We start from the raw sequence: 20,071 nt of genomic DNA, 5'->3' as shown, positions 1-20,071 counted from the left end.
AATGACTTGCGATATTGCCTATTTTTTAGGCAGGCCTTGAAACCGACAGGGATTCAAGGGAAAATCGTTCAGTTCCCGTTTTCGCCCACAGACTTATCCACAGATTCAGTGGACAGGATTCAGGTTGCAGGACCAGTCTGGACATTGCAGACAAGGACAGAATCAGCAAGGACTTCGCGCGATGACGGACAGCACCCCGACAACGGATATGACAAACCCGGAACTGCGCGGTCATGCCTGCATTCAGTCCTATCTGAAATCGCTGGACAATTCGCCAGGCGTCTACCGCATGCTGAACGAAAAGTCCGAAGTGCTGTATGTCGGCAAGGCGCGCAGCCTGCGCATGCGGGTGTCGAACTATGCGCGCCCTTCGGGGCATTCGGCGCGCATCGCGCGGATGATTTCGGAAACCACCAGCATGATGTTCCTGACCACGCGCACGGAAACCGAAGCGCTGCTGCTGGAACAGAACCTGATCAAGCAGTTGAAACCGCGCTACAACGTGCTGCTGCGCGATGACAAAAGCTTTCCCTATATCCTGCTGCCCAAGGATCACGCATTCCCGCAATTGCGCAAGCATCGCGGGCGGCGGTCGGTGAAAGGCAGCTATTTCGGCCCCTTCGCCAGCGCGGGTGCCGTGAACCGCACGCTGAACCAGTTGCAGCGGGTGTTCCTGCTGCGCAATTGCACCGATTCCGTGTTCCACAGCCGCACCCGCCCCTGTTTGCTGTATCAGATCAAGCGGTGCAGCGCGCCTTGCGTGGGCTATGTGTCCGAAGATGAATATGCGGGGCTGGTGGCCGATGCCGAACGCTTCCTGTCGGGCAAAAGCACGCGGATTCAGGCGCAACTGGCAAAAGATATGCAGGCCGCATCTGACGGGATGGAATTTGAACGCGCCGCCGCGCTGCGCGACCGTATCCGCGCGCTGACCAATGTGCAGCAATCCCAGGGCATCAACCCGCGCGGCGTGACCGAAGCGGATGTGATTGCCGTGCATCTGGAAAAGGGGCAAGCCTGCGTGCAGGTGTTTTTCATCCGCGCCAATCAAAGCTGGGGCAACCGCGATTTTTATCCCGCAACCGGTGCGGGGGCGGAAGAACCCGAAATTCTGGAAGCCTTCCTGACACAGTTCTATGATGGCAAGGAACCACCGCGATTGCTGCTGCTGTCGCATGATCTGGAAAATGCCGATCTGGTCGCCACCGCGTTGGGGGAACGCGCAGGCCGCAAGGTGGACCTGACCGTGCCCCGGCGCGGTGAAAAGGCGGAACTGGTCGAAAACGCGCTGCGCAATGCACGCGAAAGTCTGGCGATGCGCATGGCCTCCACCGCCGCGCAGGGGCGTTTGCTGGACGGGCTTGCCGAAGCCTTCGGGCTGGACGGGCCGCCCGAACGTGTTGAGGTTTATGACAACAGCCATATTCAGGGCACGGATGCCGTGGGCGCCATGATTGTTGCAGGGCGGGACGGGTTCATCAAAAGCCAGTATCGCAAGTTCAACATCCGTGGTGACAGCCTGACACCGGGCGATGATTTCGGCATGATGAAAGAAGTTCTGACCCGCCGCTTCCAGCGCCTGCTGAAGGAAGACCCTGACCGCCAGGGCGACACATGGCCCGACCTGTTGCTGATTGACGGCGGCGCGGGTCAGGTCAGTGTCGTGGCCGAAATCATGGGCGATCTGGGGGTTGATGACATTCCGGTCGTGGGCGTGGCCAAGGGTATTGACCGCGATGCAGGCAAGGAAGAATTCCACCGCCCCGGTGCGCGCCCCTTTGCGCTGCGCCACAATGACCCCATCCTGTATTTCGTCCAGCGCCTGCGCGATGAGGCCCACCGCTTTGCCATCGGCACCCACCGCGCGAAACGGGCCAAGGCGGTCAGCGCCTCGCCGCTGGATGATATTCCGGGCGTGGGTGCGGGGCGCAAACGTGCGCTTCTGGCGCATTTCGGGTCAGCCAAGGCCGTGGCCCGCGCAGGGCTTTCGGATTTGCAGGCAGTGGGCGGCATTTCGGAAACACTGGCGCAGGTCATTCATGACCATCTGAACGCAAGGTGACAGGCATGGAGCGGATTGTCATTCTGACCGGCGCGGGATTATCAGCAGAAAGCGGGCTGGGCACCTTCCGCGACAAGGACGGGCTGTGGACCAGATACGACCTGAACGATGTGGCCACCCCCGAAGGGTTTGCGCGCAATCCCGCGCTGGTGCATGAATTTTACAACGCGCGACGTGCCAATTGTCTGGCGGCCAGCCCCAACCCCGCCCATCATGCACTGGCACGTCTGCAGCGCGCGGCCCCCGACAGCGTGTGTCTGGTGACACAGAATGTCGATGACCTGCTGGAACGCGCAGGCGCGGCGGATGTGGTGCATATGCACGGGCAGTTGACACGCGCGCTGTGTGCAGATTGCGGCCACAGATGGGACGCGCCACAGGTCATGGACCCATCCGCCCCCTGCCCCGCCTGCGCCCGTCCTGCAACGCGTCCGGATATCGTATGGTTCGGCGAATACCCCTATTACATGGACCGGATCGAACATGCCCTGATACAGGCGGATATGTTCGTGGCCATCGGCACGTCGGGCAATGTCTATCCGGCGGCGGGGTTCGTGCAACAGGCCGCAGCGGCAGGGGCCGCCACGCTGGAGTTGAACCTTGAAGCCTCTACCACGGCGGGGCTGTTCGAGGACAGGCGCCTTGGCCCGGCAAGCCAGATCGTGCCCGCTTGGGTGGATGAGGTTCTGGCAGGCAAACACGGTCGCCAGGGAAAGTGACCCCTGCAAGGCTGGCCTGAAGGGGACATTCGCACTCGGATATAGCCCGCGCCATCGGTGGGCCGGGGTCTGCCGGTCCCACATTGGATTAGTTCACTTTATGCAGGCGGCGCAATCCTGCATTCAAAGGCTTGGCGTGACATCAGCGAAATCGGCAGGCCGCGGGACGGCCCGCCGATGGCGCGTTTTCCGGGCTTTCGCCGCGCCACTGGCGCGACGGTCCCTTCAAACCCTGCGGCCTTTGCTCCGCACCTTTGGGAATGCGCCTCAACGTCCCCTTCAGGTCAGTTTCGTCCGCGAACGGCCCGAAACACCCTGCCCTGATCCTGCCCCGCCCCCCTATGCTCCGGGTTCCCGCCCTTGCGCACCTGCGCGAAGCAAGGCAGTGTCACGCCATGGGTTTTCGCTTCATTCACACTGCTGATCTGCATCTGGACAGTCCGCTGCGCTCTCTCGCGTTGCGCGACCCGGATCTGGCCGGGTTGATTGCGGGGGCCACGCGCACTGCCCTGCGAAATATCATTGATCTGTGCCTGTCCGAACAGGTCGATGCGCTGCTGATTTCGGGCGATCTGTATGACGGGTCGCAGACCAGCATGAAGACCGCGCGCTTTCTGTCTGCCGAACTTGCGCGGCTGAATGATGCGGGCATCCGCGCTTTCATCATACGCGGCAACCATGACGCCGAAAGCCGCATCACCCGCGAACTGACCCTGCCGCCCTGCGTGCATCTGTTTGAAGGGCGCCCAGGAGTCGAGATGATCGACAAGGGACCATTGCGCATTGCCCTGCACGGGCTGAGTTTCCGTGAACCCAAAGCCCCCGAAAGCCTGCTGCCGAAATACCGCCCGCCTGTCGCGGATGCCATCAATATCGGCCTGATGCACACATCGCTGAACGGTGCGCCGGGGCATGACCCCTATGCCCCCTGCGCCCTGTCCGATCTGCAGGCAAGTGGGTTCGCCTATTGGGCGCTGGGCCATATCCACAAGCGCATGGTCCATGAGGGCGCGGCCTGTGTCGTGATGCCGGGCATTCCGCAAGGCCGCGATATTGGCGAGGCGGATGGCGGGACCGTCACGCTGGTCACGGTGGATGATGACGGCACCCTGCATCTGGCGGAGCGCTGCGTTGCGCTGGCGTCCTTCTGTCCGGTCCGCGTGGATGTGACGGGCCTTGATCAATGGCACGACCTGCTGGGCGCCATCCGCACCGGGCTGGAACAAACACAGCGCCGCGCGCCGCATCTGGTGGCACGTCTGCGCCTGACCGGGGCCACCCCCCTTGCGCAGCGCCTGCTGCGCGACCGCGACCTTGCCCTGGCAGAGGCACAGGAACTTGCCCGCGGGCTGGGCCAGACATGGGTGGAAAAGCTGGTCCTCGATCTGGGGAACAAGACATCCGTTTCGGGTGAACTTGCGCAACTTGCCGCCCTGATCGACGATGAATTCCGCCAATCCGACAGCTTCCTCGCCGCTCTGGACGACATGCGCGCCACCCTGCAGGCTGCCCTGCCCCCCGAACCTGCCCTGCGCGCTGGCTTTGACCAGCTTGACCCCGCAGTGATCGATGAAGGACTCGCACAGGTTCTGGCCCGGTTGGGGGACACGCGCTGATGCGTCTGGACAGCCTGAACCTGACTGCTTATGGCCATTTCACCGACGCAACATTGACCCTGCCTGCGCCCGCGCAGGGCACGCCTGATCTGCATATTGTTTTCGGCCCGAATGAAGCGGGAAAATCCACGCTTCTGGCGGCTTGGCTGGATTTTTTGTTCGGGTTCCCGAACCAGACACAGTATGACTTCCTGCACGAAAAACGCGCGCTGCGGGTGCGGGCCCGGCTGCGCGACGCGCATGGCACCCCCCATGCGCTGGCGCGGATCAAGGGGAATGTGAACACATTGCTGGATGCCGCAACCAACCAGCCAGTGGCCGAATCCACGCTTGGCGCACTTCTGGGCGGGCTGGAGCGCGGCAGCTACACCACGATGTTTTCCCTTGATGAAGCCACATTGGTCAGGGGCGGCGACAGCATTCTGGCCAGCGAGGGCGATCTGGGGCAGCTGTTGTTTCAGGCCACGGCGGGGCTGGCCGAACTGGGCGACAGATTGCGGGATTTGCGCACACAGAATGACGAATGGTTCCGGCCCCGCGCCCGCAAAACACAGCTTCACGCCCATAAGGACCGCCTGAAACAGCTTGTCGATGCGCGGAAGGCAGTTGATCTTCAGGTCAGCGGGTGGCGCAGACTATGCGACGACGTGCAATCCGCAGAAGACGCTTATCAGCACGCGCTGAATGCACGCGCACAGACACAGACCCTGCATGATGCCCATGCCCGCGATCTGGCGGCCCTGCCCGTTCTGGAACGGTTTCAGGACGAAAAGTCCCTGCTGGCCGGTCTGCCCGCCCCCGTGCCCCTGCCACCGGAATGGGTGGCCGGTCTGCCCGGCTGGGTGCAGGAAAACACCCGGCTGGCCGCGCTGATACCACAGGCGCAGGCCGCACTTGACGACGCAACACAGCAGCTTGACGGGTTGGACCCCGACCAGACCGCACTGCGCCATGTGCCGGATCTGGACGGCCTGCAAGCGCGTTTCGGCGCGATCGCCAAGGAACAGGATGATCTGCCCAGACGGCTGTCACAACGCGACATTGTGCAGGCGCAGATAACGCAGGTGCTGGATGAACTGGGGCCGGGTGCAGCAACCCAGGACGCCGCGCAGCTGGCCCCGCCGGTTATCGACGCCCTGTCAGCGCTGATCACGCAGGACGCTGAACTGTCACACCGCGCCTGGGACGCCGCGCAGGAACTGGAAAAGGCCAACGAAACCCTTGCAGACCTGACAGGCAACGACAGCACCCCCCCACCGTCTGAAGACCGGATCCAGGCGCAGGCCCGGCTACAGGCCCTGCTACCCGATCTGCGCGCCAATGACCCTTCGCGCGCCGCCAACGAAGCGCAGACCGCATGGGAAAGCGCACGCGTGGCCCGCGATCATGCCATCGCAGACCTGTTGCCATGGCGGGGCGTGCCGGACGATCTGCACGCGATCGACCTGCCCGCCCCCGACACACTGCGCGCGCTGCAAGCGCGCATGACCGACACCGAAAGCACCCTGCGCGATGCCGATGCCGAAATCCGGCGGCTGGACGCACTTCTGGCCCGCGCGCAGGCCGGTATCGGCCCGGACCAGCCGCCCGAAGCGCAGGACATGACCGCGGCACGCGACACACGCGACCGGCTTTGGGCCGCCCATTGTCAACAGATGGACGCGCATTCAGCAGCCGCATTCGCAGCCGCCATGGCCACCCATGACAGGCTGGCCGCGCAGATGATCGCAGCGGCACGCATGGCCGAACGGCTGGAACAGTTGCGCAGCCATCAGGCCGATCTGGCGCTGGCAACGGGCCACCGCAAACAGGTGGCTGCGGCGCTGGCCGGTCTGCATGAACAGGTCGCGGCACTTTGGGCACGGATTGCACCACCGGACGGCGCGACGCGCAGCCTTGCCGACCTTCTGGACTGGCAGGCGCGGCGCAGCAAAGCCTTGCAGGATTGCGCGCAGGAAAAGCACGCCCGGGCGATACTGGACACATGTAGAGGCCAGTTATGCAAAGCGCAGCAAATGCTGGCCCGCGCGATTCAGGCAATGGGGCACACCCCCGATGAAAGCGCGGATTACGCCCTTCTGCTCGCACAAGCCGAAGCGCTGAACGCCAATGCCGCACGGCTGGCCGAACGCCACGCTGCGCTGACCCGCGCGCAGGGGGATGTCACGCGCAGGCAAAACGCGGCGGACCAGATCCAGACTGCACGCACCGACTGGCAGACGCGCTGGACGGGCACACTGGCGCAGACATGGATCGCGCCCACATCATCCGTGCCGCAGGTGCGCGCCATACTGAAGGCACTGGAAACGCTTGCGCCCCTGCGCAACACATTGCACGAGCTGACGCACCGGATTGACAGCATCCGCAAGGATGAACGCGCGTTCTGCGACCAACTGGCGGCGCTGGCGAATGAGCTTGGCATGCCATCCAATTCTGACCTGCGGATGCTATGGCCGCAATTGCGCGACAGGCTGCGCGCCGCACAGGATATGGAAGCCCGGCGCAAACGCCTGTCCGACGCGCGCGACAAGGCGCGCGCAGATCTGAACGGGCTGATGGGTCGCAGACAGGCGCTTGATCAGGCAACCGCAGCCCTGCGCGCGAAGTTCGATACGCAGTCGCTGGACCGGATCGCCGCGCAGATCGCCACCATCACCCGCGCGAATGACGCCAGCACTCGGCTGAAGGCAACCCAGGCCGAACTGGCACGCCACCTGCATTGCGACGATATTCAGGCCGAAATCACGCGCCTTCAGGCATTGGACCCGCAGGCCACTGCTGTGGAACGCGACACGCTTGCCGCCACGCTGAAAGCACAGGAGCAGGCGCAACGCGAAGCCTATGCCCGACTGGCCGCCGCGCAGAAGGAACGGGACAGCGCCGGACTGGATGACGCCGCCGCCCAACTGGAAGAAGAACGCCAGACCCTGATCTTGCAGATCAAGGACGAAGCGCACGACTATCTGGCACGGCAAGCCGGTATTCTGGCCGTGGAACAGGCATTGCGACGCTACCGCGACACGCATCGTTCCAGCATGATGGAACGCGCGGGCCGTGCATTTGCGGCGCTGACCTGCGGGCGCTACAGCGGCCTGACCACCCGCCCGGACGGTACGCGCGAATTGCTGATTGCGCAGGAAGCGCGTGGTGCGGCCAAACCAGTGGACACCTTGTCCAAGGGCACTGGTTTCCAGCTTTATCTGGCGCTGCGGATCGCCGGGTATCTGGAACTTGCAGGCAATCGCCCGATGGTGCCTTTCATCGCTGATGACATCATGGAAAGTTTTGACGACGCGCGGGCTGCGGCGGCCTTCGGGTTGCTGGGGGATATGGCGCGCAAGGGGCAGGTGATCTACCTGACCCACCATGCCCATCTATGCGACATTGCGCAGCGGGCCTGCCCTGATGCGCATATCCATAACCTGCACAACCTTTTGGCCTGATTGCGCGGCCCGTTTATGGGTGGTGCCCGGTTTGAATCGAATATTGGCAATGCCCAAGGCGCGGGAAAGGACAGCACTTTCCCGGATGATCACCGCCCCACGAATTCAAAATTGAACTGTTGCTGTGCCCCCGCAGGCGGTGCGGGAAAGGGAGCCGCGCGGCGGATATGGTCCAGCGCCGCCTGATCCAGCCCCGCGTTGCCCGATGTGCGCGCAATACTGGCTGATGCCAGCCCCCCATCCGCCGCGATGCCAAAGGCAACGACCACCTGCCCGCGCGCAGGGCTGCGCACCTGCCGCACCCGCTGGATGCGGCGCATGACCTCGCCCGGATAGCTGGACACAGCCGCATTGCCCGCCTGCGTTGCAGCAGGGCGCGCAGTGGCCGTGTTTGCGGCCTGCCCGTCAGTTCCTTGTTGCGCGCCGCGCTGCGCGTTTTGCCTTGCATTTCCGCGCGGGGCGGCAGGGGCGGCCGCAACCTGCTGCGGCGCAGGGGATGGCGGCGTTGTCAGTTCGGGCGGGCGCGCAGGCGGGCGGGGGCTGGTATCGGGGCTTGTGGTCGCACGCACCTGTTCTACCGGCGCAACAGGGGCGGGGCGATGGGTTTCCATAGTGTCGGCGCGTTGGGCGGGCGCGCTTTCAGACAGCGACGGCGGCACGATTTCAGGTATTACGGCAGGGTCCACCACCTGCGGCAACACCGCGTCTTCAGGCGTCTGCGCGGTCAAAACCGGCTGCATGATCTGGTCTGGCACGCGCGCCGCGGGCACATGCGGCATGCTTTGAGCCGGCATTACGGGGGCGGTTTGCTGCGGGGGCGTGGTGGGTTGCGCCGCATCCGGGAGCTGCGCCTCGGTCATGGGCGCGGGTTCACTGCTGCCGATGGCGAAATCCTCGAAACTGGTGCCAAGGGCTGCCGGGGCCGCTTCGCCCCCGCCTTCGGTCATGACAACAGCCCCCTGCGGCCCAAATGCCGCCACGGCCCCCAGATGCAACCCCATGGATACAAGCAGCGCCAGCGCGATGGTGCGCGCCTTCGGGCGCAGGTCCAGCGCGCGCAAATGGCGGGTCGTGACAAAGGGGCAGCCATTCACCTTTGGGCAGGCCCGGAACACGGCGGCAGCGGTCATTTCACCCCCTCTTGCGTGACAATCACCAGTTTTTGTGCCCCGCCCGCACGCAACGCCTGCGCGGTTTCAATCAACCTGGCCGCAGGGGCCGCCCGGTCGGGCAACAGGCGCACATGTTGTTCCCCGGCGAAATGGGCCACAGCATCGGCCAGGGCGACATCCAGCCCGTTCAGCCGCAGCCCCCCATCCGGCAGCAGCAAAAGTGCATCGCGCGGGGGTTCGGTGGCAATGTCCGACAGGCTTATCAGGGTTATGTCAGGGTCCGGGCGTGGTGCCAGACTGCCCGCAATCAGGAAAAACACCAGCATCAGGAAAACAATGTTGATCAGCGCAATCGTGGGTTCAGGTCGCGCGCGCGGCACAAGGGAAAGCGCACACCTCATGACCCGCGCGCCCCGATAACGCCAATCCGCCAGCCGTTCCGGCGCTGGATCAGATGCAGGATATCTGCCAGCCGCTGGGCATCAACCCCGTCTGCCATGGCAATCAGCACCAACCCGCCATCCGCATCGTCAAGGGCGGCGTGCAGGTCGTCCGTCGTGGTCGCAACACTGTTCAGGCGCAACGCATCGGGCAGCAGTTGCAAAAACAGCGGCGGGGTTGCAGGGGGGGTGTCAGCCCCCGCCATCGCCAGATCAAGCGGCAATTCCCCCTGTCGCGCGAAAGTCGAACTGAGCATGAAAAACAGCAACAACAGAAAGATCACGTCAATCAGCGATGTCATCGACAACCGCCTGCGGCGCATCGCAATATCCAACCGGTCAGGCATTCTGCACCACTCTGGTGCTGTCAGTGACTGCGCCCGCCGCTGGCCTGCCCAGCGGGCAGTCCTGCGCGGACAACCCTGCACAAAGCGCCACGTCAATGATCTGCATCGCCAGTTGCGCTTCGCGCATGACGCGCGATTCAAACCATGTCAGCACCAACGCCGTGGGCATGGCAACACCCAGCCCGACCGCCGTTGTCAGCAACGCCACCCAGATCCCCCCCGCCAGCGCGGACGGGTCAACTGCGGCACCCGCGTCCTGCAAGGACTGAAACGCTGTAATCATGCCCAGAACCGTGCCGAACAACCCCAGAAGGGGGGCCACCTGCGCAATGCTGTCCAATGCCCGAAACCCGGATTGCAGGCGCGTTGTCGCCGCTTCGGCCAGTCCCGTCAGGCGTGCGCGCAGCGCTTCAGGCGCGGCATCGCGCGTTGTGACGGCCGTCAGCGCCAGCACTGTCAGCGGTGCAAGATGATTGCGCCCTTGCGCTGCGCGTTTCATGGCGTGCTGTGCCGCGCCCTTGTCCATCAGGTCAAGTGCGGCGATGATATCGCCATGATGACCGACACCTGCACGCTGAAATTGCCAGAGCTTCAGCAATATCAGCGCCAGCGCGACCAGCGACATTGCCAGCAACAGGGCAACCACCGGGCCGCCCAGCGCCAGAAAATCCAGAATGCTGTCCACCAGATCTGCCGTAGGGAAGAATGTCATTTCACCACCTCGATCGCAGTTTCACTTCCAACTTGCAGCGCTGCAGCGCATTCCGCTGCGCCCTGCGGCGCGCAGGGTCCAACCGCGTTGAACAGCACCCGCCCGATCTGGTCACAGGCCAGCCCCGCGAAGTTGAAACTGCGCACGCGCAAGCCGTTTTCGGGCAATGACTGGAAATCCAGCAGACTCAGGCGCAGGACACGGTTTTCCGCGCTTAGCAGCACGGTTTCGGCCTGCAGGCTGTCAATGCCAGTCCCCATGCGGTTTTCCAGCACAAAGACCATCTGGCAGTCATTCTGCAACGGGGTCGCCTGATCCAGCCGGATATGCAGGGCGGGATCTGCGGCCTGCACCGGCAGCGCCAGCCCCAAAGATACGGAAAACGCATGGAAAACAGGCAGAACGCGCATGTCGCGGCCTTTCATGACACAGGTGTTACGGGAAAGGGCTGGCGCATTGGCTGGCGGCGCGGAATTTGCGCTTGAACTGCGCCTAACATTATCTTAGTGAAACTGTCAAGAATGAGGCGGCACTGCCGTTTCGCGCCATCCAGCTTGCTGCCAGACACGCGCCTGACCCAAACAACACGCGCACTGACAGGAGCAATTCCATGACGCTTGACCTTGTGTCCACCCCCACGCCCGCTGATCTGCGGCAGGCACGACTGGACCACCCCAAAACCCGCGCCCGCGATCTGGCCGACAGTTTCGGTGTGACCGAAGCCGCACTTGTTGCCGCCCATGTTGATGGCACGCATGTCGTGCGCATTGACCCCGCACTGAACCGGCTGATGCCCGCCATCCAGCGCCTGGGCGATGTCATGGCGCTGACGCGCAACCAGTCTGTCGTGCATGAACGCAAAGGCACATATGAGGATTACCACGCAGGCGCGCATGCTTCCATGGTGCTGGGTGCAGAGATTGACCTGCGCATGTTCCCGCGCCACTGGGTCCATGGTTTTGCGCAGCTCGACGGGCCGCGCCCGTCCGTGCAGGTTTTTGATGCGGCGGGCGATGCGGTGCATAAGGTGTTCCTGACCGATGGGTCGGATCGCGCGGCATTTGATACATTGGTGGCAGATTTGCGCCTGCCTGATCAGTCCGACAGCGTAACGCTGACCCCGCGTGCCCCCGTTGAAGGGGCAAAATCACGCCCTGAAAAGCTGGAAGAACTGCGCCACGAATGGGCGGCCATGACCGACACGCACCAGTTCCTGCGCCTTGCGTCCAGGCTGAAGATGAACCGCCTTGGTGCCTACCGCATTGTGGGGACGCAATGGGCGCAGGCGCTTGAACCGGGTGCCGTGACCGAATTGCTGCATCTGGCGGCCACGAATGCTGTGCCATTGATGATTTTTGTGGGCAATCAGGGCTGCATCCAGATCCATGGTGGCAAAATAGAACAGGTCAAACCGATGGGACCATGGATCAATGTCATGGACCCGCGCTTCAACCTGCATCTGCGCACCGATCACGTGGCAGAGGTCTGGCTGGTGTCCAAACCCACGCGCCACGGTATGGCCTGGTCAGTCGAGGCATTTGACGCGGAAGGCGGGCTGATCACGCAGATCTTCGGCAAACGCGACCCTGACACGGTGGCGTTTCAGGGCTTGTTGGAAAAACTGCCGCGCGCCCAAAGGGGTGCAGCATGATCCGCGCTGGCCTGATAACGCTGTTGCTGGTCAGCCCCGCCGCCGCACAGGACCGCGTGGTGGTCGTGGGCGGGGGCCTTGCCGAAATTGTCTATGCGCTGGGGCAGGAACACCGCCTTGTGGGCCGGGACACCACCGCCAGTTTCCCGCCCGCTGTCAATGATCTGCCGGATGTGGGTTATATGCGCGCGCTGTCCCCCGAAGGACTGCTGCAACTGGACCCCGACCTGATCCTTGCCTCTGAAGGGTCGGGACCGCTGGAAACGATCCAGATCATGCAATCCGCCGATGTGCCCTTTGTCCAGATAACCGAAGCACCAAGCATGGAGGGGGTGCTGGAACGTGTGGAACTTGTCGCGCAACATCTGCACGCGCAGGACGAAGGCGCTGCGCTGATAACTGATTTGCGCGCAGATTTCGCGGCACTGGCGGATCAGACCGCACAGGTCAACGCCCCCCGGCGCGTTATGTTCGTTCTGTCCGCGCAAGGCGGGCGCATCAATGCCGCAGGCCGCGACACCGGCGCCGGGGCCATGATTCACCTTGCCGGGGCCGTCAATGCCTTTGACGATTTCGCGGGCTACCGGCTGCTGAGCGACGAAGCGATTGCCGCCGCCGCCCCCGATGTCATCCTGATGATGGACCGCGACGGTGACCACGCCCTGAACGATGATCAGATAACCGGCCATCCCGCGCTTGGCCTGACGCCCGCAGCAGAAAACGGGCAGATCATTCGCATGGACGGGATTTACCTGCTGGGTTTTGGCCCACGCACGGCACAAGCGGCGCGCGATCTGCATGACGCGATCTATCCTGCGCAGGCACATAAGGGGGGCTAGGGGGATGGTCGCACTTCCGTTCACCAACCGCCGCATCCCTGCAATGGCCGTCGCGGGGGACCGGGCCTTACGCGCACGCGCCACAATGGCCGCGCTGGCGGTGTTTGTTCTGGCCGTGTCGGTCCTGTCGTTGGGGGTGGGGGCTGCGGGCGTGTCCTTGCCCGATGTGCTGGGCAAAATGGCATCGGGTGAAGCGCTGAGCCTGCGTGAACGGGTGGTGCTGTTCGATATTCGCCTGCCGCGGCTGTTGACGGGCCTTCTGGTCGGGGCATCGCTGGCAGTGTCCGGCGCGGTCATGCAAGGGTTGTTCCGCAACCCGCTGGCAGATCCCGGCATTGTGGGTGTGGGTGCGGGGGCGGGTCTGGGCGCGGTGCTGGCGATTGTGCTGGGCGGGTTACTGCCCCCCGCGGCTTTGGCCTTTACGGGTATGCACTTGATACCGCTGGCGGCGTTCTTCGGGGGCTGGGCATCAACGCTGATCCTGTACCGGGTGTCCACGCGGCGCGGGCGCACATCGGTTGCAACCATGCTGCTTGCAGGCATAGCGCTTGGCGCGCTGGCAGGCGCATTGACGGGCATTCTGGTCTATATCGCCGATGACCAGCAATTGCGCGACCTGACCTTCTGGGGGCTGGGGTCACTAGCGGGCGCGAGCTGGGCCAAGCTGACCGCCGCCGCGCCCATCATGGTGCTGGCGCTGATTGCAGCGCCGGTTCTGGCGCGCGCACTGAACGGACTGGCCCTGGGCGAGGCCGCGGCATCGCATATGGGCATCCCGGTACAACGCATGAAGAACCTGGCCATCCTGACCGTTGCCGGTGCGACCGGGGCCGCCGTCGCTGTGTCCGGCGGGATTGGGTTTATCGGAATCGTGGTGCCGCATCTGCTGAGGTTGGCGATGGGACCAGACCACCGGTATCTGCTGCCCGCCGCCGCATTGCTGGGGGCCGGGCTGTTGCTGATGGCTGACATGATCGCACGGCTTGTCATCGCCCCTGCCGAACTGCCGATCGGCATTGTCACGGCCGTTCTGGGCGGGCCGGTTTTCCTGTGGATACTGCTGCGCCGCCGCGGCATTGTGGATATGTGAACGCCATGCTGGATGCAAAAGATATTGATGTGGAACTTGGCGGCAAAGCCATTCTGCGGGGCGCAAGCCTGCAGGCGCAGGCAGGCAGGCTGACGGTTATTGTTGGTCCCAACGGGTCCGGCAAAACCACGCTTCTGCGCGCCATCACCGGCGATCTGCCGCATAGCGGTTCGGTCTGCCTGAACGGGCAGAACACGCGCAGGATACCGGCATGGGCACTGGCCGAATATCGCGCGGTGCTGCCACAGGCCAGCCAGCTTGCCTTTCCCTTTACCGTGCATGAAGTCGTGCGGCTGGGGCTGGTGGGGGCAACGGCCCTGCGCGCGGATGCCACCCATTTGCCGACCCGCGCGCTGGAACGGGTGGGGCTGGCGGGGTATGGCGGGCGGTATTTTCAGGAACTGTCCGGCGGGGAACAGGCGCGCGCGCAACTGGCCCGCGTGTTGTTGCAGGTCTGGCAACCGGTCGTCGCGGGGGTGCCGCGCTGGCTGTTTCTGGACGAACCGGTTGCCGCGCTGGACATTGGCCATCAATTGCAGGTCATGACAATGGCACGGGATTTCGCGCGCGCAGGTGGCGGTGTGGTCGCGGTGATGCATGATCTGAACCTGACAGCGATGTTCGCCGATGACATCACGCTGATGCTGGACGGGCAGGTTCTGGCACATGGCGGCGTGCGCGATGTGATGACAGATACCAACCTGTCGCACGCCTATGGCTGCGCGCTTCGCGTATCCAGCCTGCCCCGCGCGGGCGAGGCATTTATTCTGCCACAAGCTGCGGAAATTGCCTGAAAAATCTTGACTCTTTTACTAGGCATTAGTAACGAAGCCGTCAGAACGCCAGCGGTATCGCCAGCCATAAAACACCAAGGGGATACCAATGGACAAGACAACAAGGCGCTACGGGCGCCTGTTAAGCGTTATTGCCATACCGGCATTTATGGGCGTGTCATTGCCCGCACATGCGCAGACCAGTCAGGAACCGGCAGCCGCGCCCGGATCGTTTCTGGGGCGTATCATTCTGGGTTTTGGCCGCGCGCGCACGGCGATTGACACGCCGCAAGCTGTCAGCACGCTGGAACAGGAAGATATCGACCGCGAACAGGCCGCCACACCGGGCGATCTGCTGCGCACCGTGCCCGGTGCGACCGTGCAGGGCGGCGACCGGATGACGGGGCAGCACTTTAATATTCGCGGGATCGGCGGCGACGCATCTGACCAGAACCGGATCATTGTCACAGTGGATGGGGTCGAAAAATACGGCGAGTTGTATCGGGTGGGCCAGTTCTTTGGTGAACCCGAACTGTACAAGCGCGTCGAAATCCTGCGCGGGCCGGCGTCATCAGCGCTGTATGGGTCCGGCGCGCTGGGGGGTGTTGTCGCATTTGAAACCAAGGACGCCGCAGATTTTCTGCAAATGGGTGAAACCACAGCCCTGCGCGTGAAAGCAGGTGCCAACACCAATGGCGGCGGCGCGCTTGGGTCCGTCATTCTGGCGCAACGTTTTGGCGAGAGCTTTGAAATGCTGGCCGCGCTGAACCACCGCCGCGCAGGGGACCACAAATCCGGCGACGGCACAAAGGTCACCGGTTCAGGCATGGCGGGCACATCCGGGTTGCTGAAGGGGACATACCGCTTCGGGGATAACAATGAACAGACCCTGAGCCTGTCATGGTCACGCTGGCTAAGCGACGAGGATGGCGCGAATTATTCCGCCACCTCGCTTGCTGACGCCTTCGGGACTGTGGACCGCAAGGCACAGGACGACACCGCCACCCTTTTGTGGACCAACCCCGCAAGCGGTAACCCAATGTTGGACAGCCGCGTGCAGCTATCCTATTCGCGCACACTGATCGATCAGGAAAATGCTGTTCCCGGCATGCCCGCGCTGATCGGAAACCCGCTGTTCGAGGATTCCTTCTATCAATACCGCACGCTGGCTTTGCGCGCTGAAAATCGTTTCACCCTTGGTGGTGAAGGCTGGGAAAACTACCTGACTCTCGGGGTTACAGCGTCGGAGCAACGGCGCACGGCACGGCGCGAATCCGGCGCGATTTCCTTTCACCCCGAAGGGACGGACCGCCGCTATGGACTGTTTTTGCAGAACGAGTTCATCTGGGATGACCGTCTGACGGCAGTGCTGGGCCTGCGTGCGGACCGCGTGACGCTGACGCCTTCAGCCGATGTCGTCAACGGGGAAAAGCGCAGCCATACCGCGCGGGTCGCATCGTTGGCCCTGCATTACAAACTGAATGACGACTGGGCGGTGTTCGGGTCGGTGTCGCAGACAGAGCGCGCGCCATCCATTGACGAAATGTTTGATGTTGCCAGTGCTGCGGGCAAGACCACCTCGCTTGATCTGCGGCCGGAACGCGCGCGCACGCTGGAGGCAGGCTTCTCCTATGGCGGGCGTGATCTGTTCGCCGAGGGCGACAGTCTGGATTTCAAACTGACCGTGTTCAGCAACCGCGTTACTGACAAGATTGAACGCCCCGGAAATGCCGTTCCGGGGCCGACCTATGCCAATATCGCGCGCGCCCATATCCGCGGGATAGAGATAGAGGGCGGGTATGATGCGGACACGGTTTTCACCAAATTCGCCTATTCGCGTATGCTGGGTACGGATCAGACCACCGGCGCACGGCTGAATTCTACACCGCAGGATGAACTGGTGCTGGAACTGGGCGCGCGCGCTTTTGATCAGACGCTGGAATATGGCTGGCGCGGCACATTCGCGCGCCGGGCAACACGCGCCGATGGCGACAGGTTCCCCGGCTATGGTGTGAATGACCTTTATGCGACATGGCGGCCGGATCAGGGCGCACTGGCCGGGCTGGAGATGCAACTGGCTGTCAATAATGTGCTGAACAAGCAATACCACAATATCCTTGATGGCATGATGTCCGGCAATGAACCCCGGCGCGGTCGTGATATCCGCCTGACGGTGGCACGCAATTTCACCTGGTAGGTTGCGCACTGCCACAACAACACCGCGCCAGCGCACAGGCACCTGCCCGCGCTGGCGTTTTATTATGCGGGTAGCATACGAAATCAGTTCCCGGCGCCGCAATGGTGAAAGCAGCGGGCGAATGCGCCACGCGACATTGCCGATCCGATATGCGATCTGCTAGACATAGACCATGCTGCCCCATTCACCCGCCCCCATCCGTCCGATCGTTGCCGTGCTGGCTGTCGTCATTCGTGACGCGCAAGTGCTGCTGATTCAGCGCGCCAACCCGCCCGATGCGGGGCTTTGGGGTTTTCCCGGTGGCAAGATAGAATTCGGCGAGGCGCTGTTGGCCGCAACCGAACGCGAGCTTCTGGAAGAAACCGGCATCACTGGCCGCGCGCAATCAGTCCTGAATGCGCTGGATGCCTATGACTGGTCCGAAGACGGCAGTCTGCGCCAGCATTTCGTGCTGGTTGCCGTGCGCTGCACCTGGCTGTCGGGCGATCCGGTTGCCGCCGATGACGCCCTTGATGCACGCTGGGTGGCGCTGGACAGCATGGAAACCGACCTGCGCCTGAGTCTGGATGTGGCAAAAACCGCCCGACTGGCCGCAGCTGGCCAGATATAAAGCCGACAGGGCTGGGTAAACCTGGCTTGAAGAAGGTGTTGATGAATGGATATAGCCCGCGCCAGCGGTGGGCCGGGGTCTGCCGGTTCGACGTGGGAGGAGTTCACTTTATGCAGGCAGCATAACTCCGACATTCAACGCTTGGCGTGATGCTGGCGTAACCGGCAGGCCGCCGGACGGCCCACCGGTGGCGTGGGCCACCTGCGGCCTTGACTCCGCGCCTTGGAAACACCTTCAGCCCTGAACCACCCGCCAAGGGGGTTCAGGCGGCGTCCAGCGCCGCCACGATCGCACCAAAATCGCTTGCCTTCAATGATGCGCCGCCCACCAGCGCGCCATCAACATTGGCGATGGCAAATATTTCAGCCGCATTCGCGGGCTTGACCGACCCGCCATAAAGAAGCGAAATGCCAGCATCCGGCAGATGCGCGCGCAAGGCATCATGCACTTCGGCAATCTGGTCCAGTGTGGGGGTGCGCCCGGTGCCAATGGCCCAGACCGGTTCATAGGCCACAATGGTATTTGCCTTGTCTGCGCCATCCGGCACGGATGTCTTCAACTGCTCCAGCACCACATCAAGGGTCTGGCCCGCATCGCGCTGCGCTTCGGTTTCACCAACGCAGATGATTGCCGTAAGCCCGGCAGCATGTGCCGCACTGGCCTTGGCCGCCACCAGGGTTGATGTTTCACCATGATCCGCGCGCCGTTCGGAATGGCCAAGGATCACATGATATGCACCTGCATCGGCCAGCATCGCAGCAGATATGTCGCCGGTATGCGCGCCATTGACATTCTGGTGGCAATCCTGCCCGCCCACACGCACCGCGCTTCCCACAAGTGCCGCAGCCATGGCCCCGACCAGTGTTGCCGGGGGGCACAGCAGAATATCGACCGACGCGGCGGGAAATGCAGCTGCCAGATTGCGCGCTTCCTGCAAATCGGCGCGAAGCCCGTTCATTTTCCAGTTGCCAGCGGCGATTTTGCGTGGGGTATTCATGAGCATCCCTTTCGATTTCGTACCAAGGGATAGCCGCTACCGGCACATGATGCAATCAGCCGCTGCGCGCGGAATTCAGGCGTTCGGTCAAGGTATCGACATCATCAAACTTGATCGATTCACCGCATCCGCAGGCTTCGGTGACATTGGGGTTGCGAAACCGGAAGGTGCTTTCGATCAGGCTGGTTTCATAGTCGATTTCAGTACCGAACAGGAACATCTGCGCCATGGGCGCAATGATGACGCAGGCACCGTCCTGTTCAACCAGTTCTTCATTGGCCTGCACATCCTGCGCGGCTTCCATGGTGTATTCCATGCCCGCACAACCGCCCTTCTTGACGCCCACGCGCAGGCCCTTGGCCCCTTCGCGGTCCATCAGGCGGCGGATCTGGCGCACAGCAGCGGGCGTCAGTGTCACAGGGGTTTTTCCGGGAATTGCGAACATCAGTTCCTATCCTTGCATTTCAGGGCGTTTCACGGTGCGGGCCGGGTTCCCGACGACTGTCGCACCCGCCGCAACATCGCGTGTGACCACAGCGCCAGCGCCAATAACCGCGCCGTCACCAATTGTCACACCGGGCAGAATGATTGCGCCGCCGCCGATCCAGACATCCGCACCAACGGTTATCGGCCTGCCCCATTCATCACCACGGGCACGGGTGGCTGCATCGCGCGGGTGGTCTGCGGTCAGGATTTGCACATTCGGCCCGATCTGGGTGCGCGCGCCGATGCGCACTTCGCAGACATCCAGAATGACGCAGTTGAAATTCATAAAACATCCGGGCCCGAAATGGATATGCGCGCCATAATCGACATAAAAGGGCGGGCGGATTACGGCACCGTTCCATGTGCCCAGAAGCGCAGTCATCAGCCCTTCGCGGGTATCATCACCCACAATGGTCTGGTTGTAATCGCGCATCAACGATTGCGCCCGCTGGCGGATTGCCTTCAGTTCGGGGCAGCCAGGGTCATAGGGTGCCCCCGACAGCATCTTGTCACGTTCGGACAAGGCAGCATCCATTACATGAACCCCAGTTCCAGACGCGCCTCGTCCGACATCATGTCCATGCCCCATTGCGGATCAAAGGTCATTTCCACATTGACACTCTGCACCCCCGGCACGGCGCTGATGGCATCCTGAACCCAGCCAGGCATTTCACCCGCAACCGGGCAACCGGGCGCTGTCAGTGTCATGATGACATCCACTTCGCCGGCATCGGAAATGGCGATGGTATAGATCAGCCCAAGGTCAAAGATATTGACCGGGATTTCAGGATCATAGACCGTTTTGCACGCTTCCACAGCCGGTTCGTACAGCGCGTGGTCCGTGCTGGAGGGTTTGATCAGCAGATCACCTTCGTTCTGTTCCATGCTCATGCCCGGTACCTTCCTGAGTGGCGGGGTATTCCCGCAATACCTGACAAGATATATAAGATAACTTGCCAATCCGTCCAGTGGCCACG

Annotated in this window: 19 protein-coding genes; 10 read left to right on the top strand and 9 right to left on the bottom strand. The window is 62.8% G+C overall.

The features are described from left to right. Positions 1 to 181: 181 nt before the first annotated feature. From uvrC to PUT78_RS01915, 4 genes are all read left to right on the top strand, one after another. Positions 182 to 2,062 carry an excinuclease ABC subunit UvrC gene (gene uvrC, locus PUT78_RS01930; protein WP_274350356.1) on the top strand — a complete coding sequence of 627 codons (1,881 nt, stop codon included), beginning with the start codon at positions 182 to 184 and terminating at the stop codon, positions 2,060 to 2,062. A gap of 5 nt (positions 2,063 to 2,067) precedes the next feature. Next, positions 2,068 to 2,781 (top strand): NAD-dependent deacylase, encoded by a 714-nt coding sequence (locus PUT78_RS01925; RefSeq protein WP_274350354.1) that lies wholly within the window; start codon positions 2,068 to 2,070, stop codon positions 2,779 to 2,781. Between the two features lie 395 nt (positions 2,782 to 3,176). Then, a complete protein-coding gene (locus PUT78_RS01920; protein ID WP_274350352.1) occupies positions 3,177 to 4,397 on the top strand; it encodes a metallophosphoesterase family protein in 1,221 nt (406 codons plus the stop codon). Then, on the top strand, positions 4,397 to 7,840 hold the full coding sequence (locus tag PUT78_RS01915) for an AAA family ATPase (RefSeq protein ID WP_274350351.1): 3,444 nt from the start codon (positions 4,397 to 4,399) through the stop codon (positions 7,838 to 7,840). Before PUT78_RS01920 ends, PUT78_RS01915 begins: the two co-directional genes overlap by 1 nt. 89 nt (positions 7,841 to 7,929) lie before the next feature. Here the strand turns inward: PUT78_RS01915 and PUT78_RS01910 are convergent, their stop codons facing one another. From PUT78_RS01910 to PUT78_RS01890, 5 genes are read right to left on the bottom strand one after another with little or no spacing between them, the layout of a single operon-like run. Next, a complete protein-coding gene (locus tag PUT78_RS01910; RefSeq protein ID WP_274350350.1) occupies positions 7,930 to 8,970 on the bottom strand; it encodes a TonB family protein in 1,041 nt (346 codons plus the stop codon). Next, complete coding sequence (locus tag PUT78_RS01905; protein ID WP_274350349.1) at positions 8,967 to 9,353, bottom strand: ExbD/TolR family protein; 387 nt, start codon at positions 9,351 to 9,353, stop codon at positions 8,967 to 8,969. The genes PUT78_RS01910 and PUT78_RS01905 overlap by 4 nt, the downstream gene beginning before the upstream one ends. Beyond that, positions 9,350 to 9,739 carry an ExbD/TolR family protein gene (locus PUT78_RS01900; RefSeq protein ID WP_274350348.1) on the bottom strand — a complete coding sequence of 130 codons (390 nt, stop codon included), beginning with the start codon at positions 9,737 to 9,739 and terminating at the stop codon, positions 9,350 to 9,352. Before PUT78_RS01900 ends, PUT78_RS01905 begins: the two co-directional genes overlap by 4 nt. Further along, positions 9,732 to 10,451 (bottom strand): MotA/TolQ/ExbB proton channel family protein, encoded by a 720-nt coding sequence (locus PUT78_RS01895; RefSeq protein WP_274350347.1) that lies wholly within the window; start codon positions 10,449 to 10,451, stop codon positions 9,732 to 9,734. The genes PUT78_RS01900 and PUT78_RS01895 overlap by 8 nt, the downstream gene beginning before the upstream one ends. After that, a complete protein-coding gene (locus PUT78_RS01890) occupies positions 10,448 to 10,861 on the bottom strand; it encodes a hypothetical protein (RefSeq protein ID WP_274350345.1) in 414 nt (137 codons plus the stop codon). The genes PUT78_RS01895 and PUT78_RS01890 overlap by 4 nt, the downstream gene beginning before the upstream one ends. 200 nt (positions 10,862 to 11,061) lie before the next feature. Between PUT78_RS01890 and PUT78_RS01885 the strand changes: the two genes are divergently transcribed. The 6 genes from PUT78_RS01885 (at position 11,062) to PUT78_RS01860 (ending at position 17,611) form a co-directional block, all read left to right on the top strand. Next, positions 11,062 to 12,102, top strand: a complete 1,041-nt coding sequence (locus tag PUT78_RS01885; protein ID WP_274350344.1) for a hemin-degrading factor — start codon at positions 11,062 to 11,064, stop codon at positions 12,100 to 12,102. Then, complete coding sequence (locus PUT78_RS01880) at positions 12,099 to 12,941, top strand: heme/hemin ABC transporter substrate-binding protein (RefSeq protein WP_274350343.1); 843 nt, start codon at positions 12,099 to 12,101, stop codon at positions 12,939 to 12,941. Before PUT78_RS01885 ends, PUT78_RS01880 begins: the two co-directional genes overlap by 4 nt. 4 nt (positions 12,942 to 12,945) lie before the next feature. Then, a complete protein-coding gene (locus tag PUT78_RS01875; protein WP_274350342.1) occupies positions 12,946 to 14,031 on the top strand; it encodes a FecCD family ABC transporter permease in 1,086 nt (361 codons plus the stop codon). 5 nt (positions 14,032 to 14,036) lie between these two features. Continuing rightward, positions 14,037 to 14,825, top strand: a complete 789-nt coding sequence (locus tag PUT78_RS01870) for a heme ABC transporter ATP-binding protein (RefSeq protein ID WP_274350341.1) — start codon at positions 14,037 to 14,039, stop codon at positions 14,823 to 14,825. 88 nt (positions 14,826 to 14,913) lie between these two features. After that, complete coding sequence (locus PUT78_RS01865) at positions 14,914 to 17,001, top strand: TonB-dependent receptor domain-containing protein (protein WP_274350340.1); 2,088 nt, start codon at positions 14,914 to 14,916, stop codon at positions 16,999 to 17,001. Between the two features lie 172 nt (positions 17,002 to 17,173). Then, positions 17,174 to 17,611: an NUDIX hydrolase gene (locus PUT78_RS01860; RefSeq protein WP_274350339.1), complete on the top strand. Its 438-nt coding sequence runs from the start codon at positions 17,174 to 17,176 to the stop codon at positions 17,609 to 17,611. 262 nt (positions 17,612 to 17,873) lie between these two features. Here PUT78_RS01860 and tpiA read toward each other — a convergent pair whose 3' ends face one another. Genes tpiA through PUT78_RS01840 form a run of 4 tightly spaced genes read right to left on the bottom strand, consistent with a single transcriptional unit; the run spans position 17,874 to position 19,985 of the window. Then, positions 17,874 to 18,608, bottom strand: a complete 735-nt coding sequence (gene tpiA, locus PUT78_RS01855) for a triose-phosphate isomerase (RefSeq protein ID WP_274350337.1) — start codon at positions 18,606 to 18,608, stop codon at positions 17,874 to 17,876. 55 nt (positions 18,609 to 18,663) lie between these two features. Further along, entirely contained in the window at positions 18,664 to 19,053 is a 390-nt protein-coding gene (locus tag PUT78_RS01850) for a HesB/IscA family protein (RefSeq protein WP_274350336.1), read from the bottom strand. 6 nt (positions 19,054 to 19,059) lie between these two features. Continuing rightward, the gene (locus PUT78_RS01845; RefSeq protein WP_274350334.1) at positions 19,060 to 19,629 is read right to left on the bottom strand and encodes a sugar O-acetyltransferase; all 570 of its coding nucleotides are present in this window, start codon (positions 19,627 to 19,629) and stop codon (positions 19,060 to 19,062) included. After that, a complete protein-coding gene (locus tag PUT78_RS01840; protein WP_274350333.1) occupies positions 19,629 to 19,985 on the bottom strand; it encodes an SUF system Fe-S cluster assembly protein in 357 nt (118 codons plus the stop codon). The genes PUT78_RS01845 and PUT78_RS01840 overlap by 1 nt, the downstream gene beginning before the upstream one ends. Positions 19,986 to 20,071 lie beyond the last annotated feature (86 nt).

The organism is Roseinatronobacter alkalisoli (genome assembly GCF_028745735.1).
Lineage (GTDB): Bacteria > Pseudomonadota > Alphaproteobacteria > Rhodobacterales > Rhodobacteraceae > Roseinatronobacter > Roseinatronobacter alkalisoli.
This window is presented reverse-complemented; position numbering and strand designations above follow the sequence as displayed.

Bases quoted from the DNA above. Each gene is read 5' to 3' on its own strand.
- uvrC (WP_274350356.1), top strand. From the start codon at position 182: ATGACGGACAGCACCCCGACAACGGATATGACAAACCCGGAACTGCGC.
- PUT78_RS01870 (WP_274350341.1), top strand. From the start codon at position 14,037: ATGCTGGATGCAAAAGATATTGATGTGGAACTTGGCGGCAAAGCCATT.
- PUT78_RS01885 (WP_274350344.1), top strand. From the start codon at position 11,062: ATGACGCTTGACCTTGTGTCCACCCCCACGCCCGCTGATCTGCGGCAG.
- PUT78_RS01900 (WP_274350348.1), bottom strand. From the start codon at position 9,739: ATGCCTGACCGGTTGGATATTGCGATGCGCCGCAGGCGGTTGTCGATG.
- PUT78_RS01875 (WP_274350342.1), top strand. From the start codon at position 12,946: ATGGTCGCACTTCCGTTCACCAACCGCCGCATCCCTGCAATGGCCGTC.
- PUT78_RS01850 (WP_274350336.1), bottom strand. From the start codon at position 19,053: ATGTTCGCAATTCCCGGAAAAACCCCTGTGACACTGACGCCCGCTGCT.
- PUT78_RS01860 (WP_274350339.1), top strand. From the start codon at position 17,174: ATGCTGCCCCATTCACCCGCCCCCATCCGTCCGATCGTTGCCGTGCTG.
- PUT78_RS01910 (WP_274350350.1), bottom strand. From the start codon at position 8,970: ATGACCGCTGCCGCCGTGTTCCGGGCCTGCCCAAAGGTGAATGGCTGC.
- PUT78_RS01865 (WP_274350340.1), top strand. From the start codon at position 14,914: ATGGACAAGACAACAAGGCGCTACGGGCGCCTGTTAAGCGTTATTGCC.
- PUT78_RS01840 (WP_274350333.1), bottom strand. From the start codon at position 19,985: ATGAGCATGGAACAGAACGAAGGTGATCTGCTGATCAAACCCTCCAGC.
- PUT78_RS01890 (WP_274350345.1), bottom strand. From the start codon at position 10,861: ATGCGCGTTCTGCCTGTTTTCCATGCGTTTTCCGTATCTTTGGGGCTG.
- PUT78_RS01905 (WP_274350349.1), bottom strand. From the start codon at position 9,353: ATGAGGTGTGCGCTTTCCCTTGTGCCGCGCGCGCGACCTGAACCCACG.
- PUT78_RS01920 (WP_274350352.1), top strand. From the start codon at position 3,177: ATGGGTTTTCGCTTCATTCACACTGCTGATCTGCATCTGGACAGTCCG.
- PUT78_RS01925 (WP_274350354.1), top strand. From the start codon at position 2,068: ATGGAGCGGATTGTCATTCTGACCGGCGCGGGATTATCAGCAGAAAGC.
- PUT78_RS01880 (WP_274350343.1), top strand. From the start codon at position 12,099: ATGATCCGCGCTGGCCTGATAACGCTGTTGCTGGTCAGCCCCGCCGCC.
- PUT78_RS01895 (WP_274350347.1), bottom strand. From the start codon at position 10,451: ATGACATTCTTCCCTACGGCAGATCTGGTGGACAGCATTCTGGATTTT.
- PUT78_RS01915 (WP_274350351.1), top strand. From the start codon at position 4,397: ATGCGTCTGGACAGCCTGAACCTGACTGCTTATGGCCATTTCACCGAC.
- tpiA (WP_274350337.1), bottom strand. From the start codon at position 18,608: ATGAATACCCCACGCAAAATCGCCGCTGGCAACTGGAAAATGAACGGG.
- PUT78_RS01845 (WP_274350334.1), bottom strand. From the start codon at position 19,629: ATGGATGCTGCCTTGTCCGAACGTGACAAGATGCTGTCGGGGGCACCC.